The sequence below is a fragment of the Longimicrobium sp. genome, from assembly GCF_036280135.1.
Classification (GTDB): domain Bacteria; phylum Gemmatimonadota; class Gemmatimonadetes; order Longimicrobiales; family Longimicrobiaceae; genus Longimicrobium.
The window spans coordinates 1-8,850 of sequence record NZ_DASURI010000680.1; the positions used below are offsets into that span (position 1 = coordinate 1).

The window sequence follows — 8,850 nt, forward strand, 5'->3', positions numbered from 1 at the left end:
GAGATCCCGCACGGCGCGGCCAGGTTCCTCGGTCGGCGCCGCGGGCATCCAGGCCGGGACGGATCCAGCGAGCGCCTCTGCTCAGAATGACAGCACGAGCGGGCGCGGAGCGACGCCTGTCGAGTTACCGCGGCGTCCCGAATCGCGGCGTCGGACGTTATCAACCGACCGGTCCGGAGCGCGCTCCGGGCCGGCTTTCTCGCAATCAGGACCCCGTGGCGGACGAGCAACGGCAGGACGCGCGGCACAAGCCGCGGCACCGGGTGGAATACGCGCTGGCCCGCACGCTGGAATCGGCCGTGAGCACGCTTCCCGAAGGCGCGGCGGACCGGTTCGGCGCGCGCTTGGGCGGCGCCGTGCACCGGCTGGGCATCCGCCGCGCCACCGTGGAGCAGAACCTGCGCCTGGCCTTTCCGGAGCAGACGGAGGCGTGGCGACAGGACGTGTGCCGCCGCGCGTACCAGCACCTGGGCCGCGAGGCCGCCGCCATGCTGCGCCTGGCCAAGCTGGACCCGCGGGCCGTCGTGGACCGCACCGTCACCCGCGGCTGGGACGAGATGGAGGATGCGCTCTCCGAGGGAAAGGGATGCATCCTGGTCACGGGCCACTACGGGAACTGGGAGATCGCCGCCGCCGCCGTGGCCGCGCGGGGCGTGCCCATCAGCGCCATCGTCCGGCGCCAGGGCAACCTGCTGGTGGACCAGCGGCTGGACGCCACGCGCCGCCGCCTGGGCGTGGAGACCATCGTCCAGCGCGACGCGCCCCGCGCCGTGCCGCGCGCGCTGCGCAGGAACGGCGTCGTGGGCATCGTGGGTGACCAGGACGCGCGCAAGGCGGGCGTCTTTGTCCCCTTCTTCGGCGTTCCTGCGTCCACGCACCGGGGCCCGGCGCTCTTCGCGCTCAAGTTCGGCGCGCCCGTGTTCGCCTGCGTGGCGCGGCGGCTTCCGGGCGCGGGCGTGCGCTACGAGGTGCAGGGAACGCGCGTCCCGGTCGCGCGGACGGGCGACCTGGAGGCGGACATCCAGGCCCTCACGGCGGAGCTGGCGGCGCGGCTGGAATCGCACATCCGCGAGGCGCCGGAGCAGTACTTCTGGTTCCATCGCCGCTGGAAGAGCAAGCCTCCGCCGGAACCGGAAACGGCGCAACAGGGTATTTCCCGACAGGACGGCGGGCCCGCCGTCGACGACGCGGAACAGGACGGCGCGTGATCTACATCTGCATTCCGGCGCTGAACGAGGCGCCGACCGTGGGGGTCCTGCTCTGGCGCATTCGCCAGGTGATGACCGAGTTCCGCCGCGACTTTCACCTCATCGTCCTGGACGACGGCTCCACCGACGCCACGGCCGAGGTGCTGGCGCCGTACGAAAAGGTCCTCCCGCTCACCCTGCTGCGGAACGACCGGACGGCCGGGTACGCGGCGGCCCTGGAGCGGCTGCTGCGCGAGACGGTCGCGCGCTCCACGCATCCCAAGCGCGACATCGCCGTGGTGCTGCAGGCGGACTTCACGGAGCCGCCGGAGGAGATCCCCGCCCTGGTCAGGAAGCTGGAAGGCGGGGCGGACGTGGTGGGATCGGCCGTGGCGGGGGTGGACGCCGAGCTGCCGCGCGGCCTGCGCTGGTCGCGGCGGGGCTTGCCCTGGCTGCTGGGCCGCAAGCGCCTGCCCAAGGAGGGCGGCGATCCCATGTCCGGCTTTCGCGCGTACCGGGTGCACGTGATCAAGCGCGCCCTGCAGGACCGCGAGGGCGCGCCGCTGCTCACGCGCCAGGGGTGGGCGGCCAACGCCGAGCTGCTGATGGCGGTGGCCCCGCACACGCGCCGCGCCGACCGCGCGGACGTGGAGCTGCGCTACAACCGCCGCGACCGCGACACGCGCTTTACCCCGTGGCCCACCCTGCGCGAGACGTGGGAGCTGGTCCGCCGCGCGCCGCGCCTGGCCCGCATGGTCCCCGCCGCCGAGCCCGCGCCCGCATCGGCCGCCGCCGCGCCGCCGCAGTCCGCGCCGGCGAGGCAGGACGCCCCGCGTGGTGATTCGGCTCGCGCGGAGTCGGCTCGCGCGGACGGGCCTCGCGAGGGAGCGCCGCGCGAGGGCAGGGGCGACGGGCCGCGCGAAGGACGGCGGCGGAACCGAAGCGAGCGCGCCTCCGCGGATCGCCCGGCGGCGGACCGTCCCGCGACCGAGCCATCGACGGAGGAGCGGACGTCGGCGGAGCGCCCGGCCCGGCAGCGGCCGCGAACGGAGCGTCCCCGTGTCGAAATGCGGACGGCTGAAACGTCGCAGGGGATGGAGCCGTCGGAGACGGCGGATGTCGTCGACGGGACGGAGCCGCAGCCCCGGGCCAAGGCCAAGCGCCGTCCGCGGCGCAAGCGGCCGGCTGCCTCGCAGGCTTCCGACGCGTCGGCGGAGTCTTCCGCGGAGCCGATGGGTACGGCGGATGGCGCCGAGGCGGCGGGGGCGGACGGTGCGGAAGGGTCCGCGGAGCCGCGCGAGCGCAAGCGTCGGCCGTCGCGCCGCAACCGCAAGCGGGGCAGGCGCGAGGGCAGTCCGGGTGATCCGCCGGATCAACCGGGCTCGGCGGAACCGTCCGGACCCGCGGATCAGCCGGAGTAGGCGGGCCCTGGCGCTCGCCGCGGCCTGCTGACGGCGGACGCGGTGAGGGCGCGGAGCAGGACGGCCGCGCCCTCCGCATTGGAATGAACCGGCGGGCCGAACGCGCCGCCGTGGAAACGATAAACGCGAGACAGGCATGAACGGGATGACCAGGATCAAGCGGAGCCGGCTGGCCGTCGCCCTGGGCGCGGCCCTGCTGGCGGCCGGGCTGGCGCGCGCCGAACCGGCGGACGCGCAGCGGCGCCTGCCGTTCGCGGCCGGCGAGCAGGCCACCTACCAGGTAAAGCTGGGCGTGTTCAACGTGGGCAGCGGCAGCCTGTCCATCACGGGCATCGAGCGCATCGGCGGGGAGCCGGCGTTCCACGCGGTGATGACGCTGGCCGGCGGCAACCGGCTGTACCGGCTGAACGACCGGTACGAGTCGTGGATCGACACGGACGGGCTGTTCTCGCGCCGGTTTCACCAGAACCTGCAGGAAGGCCGCTACCGCCGGAACCGCACGTACGACTTTGACGCGGCGCGGCGCACCTTCCGCCGCGAGAACGGCGAGACGGGTTCCATCCCCACCAGCCAGCCGCTGGACGACCTGTCGTTCCTGTACTACGCGCGCACGCTGCCGCTGGAGGTGGGCGCCACCTACTCGCTGCCGCACTACTTCAAGCCGGACGGCAACCCCGTCGTCATCCAGGTGCTGCGCAAGGAGACGGTGGAGGTGCCGGCGGGCCGGTTTCGCACCATCGTCGTGCGGCCGGTGATCCGCGCGGGCGGGATCTTTGGCGAGGGCGGCCGCGCCGAGGTGCACTTCAGCGACGACGCGCACCGCATCCCCGTGCTCATCCGCACGCAGGGCATCCCCATCGGCGGGGACATCGTCATGCGCCTGCGCTCGTACCGCCCCGGCACCTGAGCGGGCGGACGTAGCGCGCGGGCCGGCGAGCGCGCATTTTCGGGGGATGACTGACGAACATCCCCATCCAGACGAGCGGAGGTCCGCCCCGGGCAGCGTGCCCGAGGCGGACCTTTCGCGTGTGCGCACCGTGCCCGTGGGCGGCCGGCCCAACAAGGTGCTCGCCGAGCAGTTCGCCGCGCCCCCCCCGGCGGACCCCGCCGCGCGCACCTTCGGCGCGTTCGTGGGCTCGCTGCCGCGCATCCTGCAGGCCGAGTCGTTCCTGGCCGTCGTGGACGCCATCGTGGGCGCGGTGGAAAAGCGGCGGACGGTGCTGTGGATGCTGGGCGGCCACGTCGTGAAGACGGGCCTTGCCCCCGTGCTGATCGACCTGATGCGGCGGGGCGCCATCACGCACGTGGCCAGCAACGGCTCCGCCGGGGTGCACGACTACGAGATGGCGCGCTGGGGCGGCACCAGCGAGGACGTGGAGGCCGGGCTGACGGACGGCAGCTTCGGGATGGCGGACGAGACGGGGCGCGACATGAACGGCGCCTTTCGCCGCGGGATGGAGCAGGGATGGGGGATGGGCGAGTCGCTGGCCCGCGACCTGGCCGCGCGCGACGATCTCGCCTATCCGGAGCTCTCGCTGCTGCTGCAGTCGCACCGGCTGGGCGTGCAGTACACGCTGCACCCGGCGCTGGGCGCGGAGATCATCCACCAGCACCCCGCGGCGGACGGCGCCGCCATCGGCGACACGGGGCACCGCGACTTCCGCCGGCTGGCGCAGGCGCTCGTGGGGCTGGACGACGGCGGTGTGGTGGTGAACGTGGGGTCGGCCGTGGTGATGCCGGAGGTGTTCCTCAAGGCGCTCACCGTGGCGCGCAACCTGAACGGGGGCGCGCCGCGCGCGTTCACGGCGTGCGACCTGGACATGCAGCGCCACTACCGTCCGCGGGTGAACGTCGTGGAGCGCCCCACGCGCACGGGCGGTGGCCGCGGCTACGCCATCACGGGCCACCACGAGATCATGGTGCCCCTGCTGGCGTGGTCCATTGCGGAGCGGCTGGGGTAGAGGGCGGGGCCCGCGACGGAGCGACTGAAGTCGCCGCAACGACAGCGGAAAGCCTCACAAACGGCGTGAGGCTTCAACTGCGCGAACTTCGCCCCGGTGCACTCCGGCGGCCCTTCGCTGGGGCAGTCCGCGCAGGCGGGCTTCGTGCCGTTCCAGCGGCGAATTCATTCGCTCGGCGGGAGCCGCGCGGCGCGACGGGGCTCAACTGGTCCGGCTCGCCCGCCCCGCCATGCTCGTACTGTCCATCGCGCACCACGGCTCGTCGAGGTATACACCCTCTCCCGCGCAGTCTGCGGGAGAGGGTGCGAGCCTAGACGAGCGGGTGAGGGCCCTTCCGCTTCACCACCTCGTCCAGGAACTCCACCACCGCGCCGTTGAACCCCGCCGGCTCGTCGTAGATCAGCGCGTGGGCCGCGTCGGGGATGATGCGCATCCGCGCGCCGCCGATGGCATCCGCGATGGCGCGGGCAAAGGGGGCGGAGACGACGGGGTCCCGCGCGCCCACCATCACCATGGCCGGCGCCTCCACGCCCCGGGCCGCCTCGAACGCGTCGTGGCGCTTGCCGGCGAACCACGTGCGCGTCCAGCGCAGGGGGCCCGCCCGCAGGTACGCGTCGGCCACAATGGGCACCAGCGACGGCGGCTCGCGCGGGATGTCGCGCAAAAAGCCGATGGCCTCGCGCACCAGCCGCTTCTTGCGCCGGTCGCCCGTGGGCGCGGCCAGGACCAGCGCCGACACCCGTGCCGGCTCCGTGCACGCCAGCTCCAGCACCGTCTGGCAGCTCAGCGAGTGTCCCAGGTACGCCGCGGGCCCCAGCTGGAGCGCCTCGGCAAAGACGGAGACGGCGTACGCCTGCTTGACGATGCTGAGCCCCGCCCGCGGCCCTTCCGTGCGCCCGAAGCCGGGCAGGTCCGGCGCCAGCACGCGGTACCCCGCCGACGCGACCCACGCGCCGTTGCGCACCCAGTAGTCCGTGGAGCAGCCCAGCCCGTGGATGAGCACGAGCGGCGGCCCTTCGCCGGCCTCGCGGTAGCGCAGGTTCCATCCGCCCGCCCGCACGCGGTGCGTCCGCGCCCACTGCGCCGCGCACAGGGCCAGGCGCCGCGGGTCCGCGGGCATCTGCCGCACCGGCTCGTCCGCCCGCGGGAGGATCGTCACTCGCCCACCTCTTCGCCGGACAGGAACCGCAGCACGGCCTCGTTGAACTCGTGCGGCGCGTCCACCATGGGGTTGTGAAAGGCGCCGCGCAGCACCAGCAGCCGCGAGTCGGGGATGAGCTGGCGCATCTGCTCGCCGTGGGAGAGCGGGATGATGGTGTCGCGCTGGCCCCACAGCAGCAGCGTGGGCACGCGCAGGTCCGCCAGCAGGGGCCGCACGTCGTCGCGCAGGATGTTGCGCAGGGCGCGCAGCACCGTCCACGCGCCGGCGGAAAAGGCGTCGCCCAGGATGATGGGCAGGAACGTGGGGTCGCCCCACTGCCGCGGCGGCGCCACCTCGTACGCAAAGCGCATCACGTGGCGCGGCGTGAGGGGGCGGGGCAGGCCCGCGGCGTCGACGAGGACCAGGCGCTTGATGCGCTCCGGCTCGCGCGAGGCCAGGTGGATGGCGATCTGCCCACCCATGGAGTGGCCCACCAGGTACGCCGGTCCCCCGGCTGCGAAGCTGAGCCACTGCCCCAGCACGTGGGCCACGCCGGGTACGTCGGGGAGGGCGCGGATGCCCACGCGGCTGCGCCCGAAGCCGATGAGGTCCGGGATGAGCACGCGGTACTTCGAGGTCAGCGGGCCGATGTTGCGGGCCCACCAGCGCGAAGAACCGGACAGCCCGTGCACCAGGGCGACGGCGTCGTCGCCCCCGCCGGCCTCGGCCCAGTGGATGCGGTAGGGGCCAAAGTCCGCCTGGTGCGTGCGCAGGTCCAGGTCGCGCCATCGCACGTGGCGGCCGGGGCGGGCGCGGATGGCGTCGGAAAGGCTGCTCAGGGGCACAAATCCGGCGTTGAGGGTATCAGTACGCGTGCGGCGGCTCGCCGCGCGGAATCATCTGCCGTTACAGACGCGCAATCCCCGGACCGGGTGGGTCCGGCCCCGGTTTCGCCGGGGCCGCAAAGTCGCTATACTCCCCCGGCTGGAACCAATGTTCAATCTCCCGCGCCCTCCGCGGAGGGACGGTTCACCGTGTTATGGAGGCCCCTTGAGCCGAAACCGAGACCGCAACCGCAGCAGCGCCGCCGCTCCCAGCCGCCCCACGGCGATGGACGAGGCGCGCAACGAGCTGTTTGGCCACATCCACCGCTGCGGCGTCATGCAGGCGACGCGCGAGCAGCAGGCGGAGTGGATGAAGGATACGATCGAGTTCCTGCAGGAGCGCTACCCGGCGCTCAAGGAGCGGGAGCTGAAGGAGCTGGAGAGCATCGGCCTGCGGTTCTGCAGCCCGGTGATCGCCAACGCCGGCGCGGCGTCCGCGCCGGATGCCGGGGTGGAGCAGGAGTCCGCCGCGGCCTGAAGACGGGCAACGCCCGGCGGCGCGGGGAGGCGGAACCATCCGCCTCCCGGATCGCCGCCGGACGCCCGCTCCGCAGCCCCGGGGCTCCCCGGGCGCGGAACAACTGAATCCAATCCATGGATCCCGACCCCGGCAGTTTTTCCCTACTCACCATCCTTGCGCTCGTCGCGGCAAACGCCTTCCTGGTGGCCGCGGAGTTCGCCCTCATCGCGGTTCGCCGCATCCGCATCGAGCAGTCCATCCGCCGGGGCGACCAGCACGCCGCGCGCGTCCTGCCCGCGCTGGACCGGCTGGAAGAGCTGGTCTTTGCCGCCCAGGTCGCCCGTTCGCTGGCGTCCGTGGCCCTCGGCTGGCAGTCCGTGCTCCTGGCCCGCGCCTACCTCGTCCCCGTCATCGGCAGCGGTCCCGTGCGCCTGTTCGGCGTGGGGCTGGGCTCCAGCATGGCCGTCGCCGTCTTCATCGCCCTCTTCGGCGTCTCGCTCCTCCACGCCACGCTGGGCCAGCAGGTGCCCAAGTTGGTGGCCGTCCACCGCGCGGAGTGGATCACGGCGCACCTGGCCGTGCCGCCCCTGCGCGCCCTGTCCTGGGTCCTGACCCCGCTCACCTGGCCCCTGAACTTCGTCGTCCGCGGCGTGGTGCGCCTGTTCGGCGTTCACTCCACGAACTTCCATCCGCTCATCCAGACGCCCGAGGAGCTGCGGCTGCTCGTGACCCACCCGGGCGAGGCGGGGGGCGGCAGCGACATGGAGAACGACGAGCGCGAGATGCTGCGCGGCGTCTTTGAGATCAGCGAGACGGTGGTGCGTGAGGTGATGACGCCGCGCACGGAGATGGTGGCCGTGCCCCTGGACGTGTCGCTGGCGCGGCTGCTGGAGGTGGCCACGGTGGAGGGCCACTCGCGGCTCCCCGTGTACGAGGGGACGATCGACTCCGTGCTGGGCGTGGTGCTGACGAAGGACCTGCTGCGCATCCTCCACGAGCGCGGCGGCGTGGCCGGCGGGCCGTTCGACGTGCACGAGATCCTGCGCCCCGTCTACTTCGTCCCCGACACCAAGCCCGTGGACGAGCTGCTGAGCGAGCTGCGGCGGCAGGCGGTGCACCTGGCGATCGTGCTGGACGAGTTCGGCGGCACGTACGGCCTGGTGACGCTGGAGGACCTGCTGGAGGAGATCGTGGGCGAGATCAACGACGAGTTCGACGAGGTGGAGCCCGAGTTCTCGTCCACCCCCGAGGGCGACGTGCTGATCGACGCGGGCGTGCTCATCAGCGAGGTGAACGAGCGCTTTGGCCTGCGCATTCCCGAGGAGGAGTTCGACACGGTGGGCGGGTTCGTCTTCGGCACGCTGGGCCGGGTGCCGGAGGTGGGTGACCGCGTGCCGGTGGTGAGCTTCGACGGCGGGATGGAGCTGCGGGTAGAGACGACGGAGGAGCGCCGGGTGAGCCTGCTGCGGCTGACGAGCCCCGCGGCGGCCGTGCGGGAGGTAGTGGGGGGAGGGGACGAGTAGGGAGGAGCGGAGGTCGACCCCCGCAGCCGGAGCGGGTAAACCCGCCGCTGGGACTGCCATAAGCCCCGTCTCGCGCCGACGCGCTCCGCGAACGAGGCTTCAACCGCCCACACGGGCCGCCACCCGGCCGCCGGCGGAACGTGCACAAAGGCCGCCCCGGTGCACCGGGGCGGCGTTTTCCGGGGCAGTCCGCGCAGGCGGACTTCGTGCCTTTCCAGCGGCGAATTCATTCGCTCCGGCTGGGGACCCGCGACGTCATCTCTCGCCCGATCC

Annotated in this window: 8 protein-coding genes; 6 read left to right on the forward strand and 2 right to left on the reverse strand. The window is 73.2% G+C overall.

Going from position 1 to position 8,850, the window contains the following annotated elements; all coding sequences use genetic code 11:
* The first annotated feature begins 215 nt into the window (after positions 1–215).
* From VFZ20_RS22055 to VFZ20_RS22070, 4 genes are all read left to right on the forward strand, one after another.
* Positions 216–1,208, forward strand: coding sequence for a lysophospholipid acyltransferase family protein (locus VFZ20_RS22055; RefSeq protein ID WP_329686110.1), 993 nt, complete (start codon positions 216–218; stop codon positions 1,206–1,208).
* Complete coding sequence (locus VFZ20_RS22060) at positions 1,205–2,608, forward strand: glycosyltransferase family 2 protein (protein WP_329686111.1); 1,404 nt, start codon at positions 1,205–1,207, stop codon at positions 2,606–2,608. Before VFZ20_RS22055 ends, VFZ20_RS22060 begins: the two co-directional genes overlap by 4 nt.
* Positions 2,609–2,753: 145 nt before the next feature.
* On the forward strand, positions 2,754–3,515 hold the full coding sequence (locus tag VFZ20_RS22065; RefSeq protein ID WP_329686112.1) for a DUF3108 domain-containing protein: 762 nt from the start codon (positions 2,754–2,756) through the stop codon (positions 3,513–3,515).
* Positions 3,516–3,561: 46 nt separating this feature from the next.
* Positions 3,562–4,569 (forward strand): hypothetical protein, encoded by a 1,008-nt coding sequence (locus VFZ20_RS22070; RefSeq protein ID WP_329686113.1) that lies wholly within the window; start codon positions 3,562–3,564, stop codon positions 4,567–4,569.
* 310 nt (positions 4,570–4,879) lie between these two features.
* Here the strand turns inward: VFZ20_RS22070 and VFZ20_RS22075 are convergent, their stop codons facing one another.
* Positions 4,880–5,728, reverse strand: coding sequence for an alpha/beta hydrolase (locus tag VFZ20_RS22075; RefSeq protein ID WP_329686114.1), 849 nt, complete (start codon positions 5,726–5,728; stop codon positions 4,880–4,882).
* Entirely contained in the window at positions 5,725–6,555 is an 831-nt protein-coding gene (locus VFZ20_RS22080) for an alpha/beta hydrolase (protein WP_329686115.1), read from the reverse strand. The genes VFZ20_RS22075 and VFZ20_RS22080 overlap by 4 nt, the downstream gene beginning before the upstream one ends.
* Positions 6,556–6,760: 205 nt before the next feature.
* Between VFZ20_RS22080 and VFZ20_RS22085 the strand changes: the two genes are divergently transcribed.
* Both VFZ20_RS22085 and VFZ20_RS22090 read left to right on the forward strand, forming a co-directional pair.
* Entirely contained in the window at positions 6,761–7,072 is a 312-nt protein-coding gene (locus VFZ20_RS22085) for a hypothetical protein (RefSeq protein WP_329686116.1), read from the forward strand.
* 116 nt (positions 7,073–7,188) lie between these two features.
* The gene (locus VFZ20_RS22090; RefSeq protein ID WP_329686117.1) at positions 7,189–8,577 is read left to right on the forward strand and encodes a hemolysin family protein; all 1,389 of its coding nucleotides are present in this window, start codon (positions 7,189–7,191) and stop codon (positions 8,575–8,577) included.
* Positions 8,578–8,850 lie beyond the last annotated feature (273 nt).

Coding starts and splice junctions, on each gene's coding strand:
- VFZ20_RS22070 (WP_329686113.1), top strand. CDS start 3,562: ATGACTGACGAACATCCCCATCCAGACGAGCGGAGGTCCGCCCCGGGC.
- VFZ20_RS22090 (WP_329686117.1), top strand. CDS start 7,189: ATGGATCCCGACCCCGGCAGTTTTTCCCTACTCACCATCCTTGCGCTC.
- VFZ20_RS22065 (WP_329686112.1), top strand. CDS start 2,754: ATGACCAGGATCAAGCGGAGCCGGCTGGCCGTCGCCCTGGGCGCGGCC.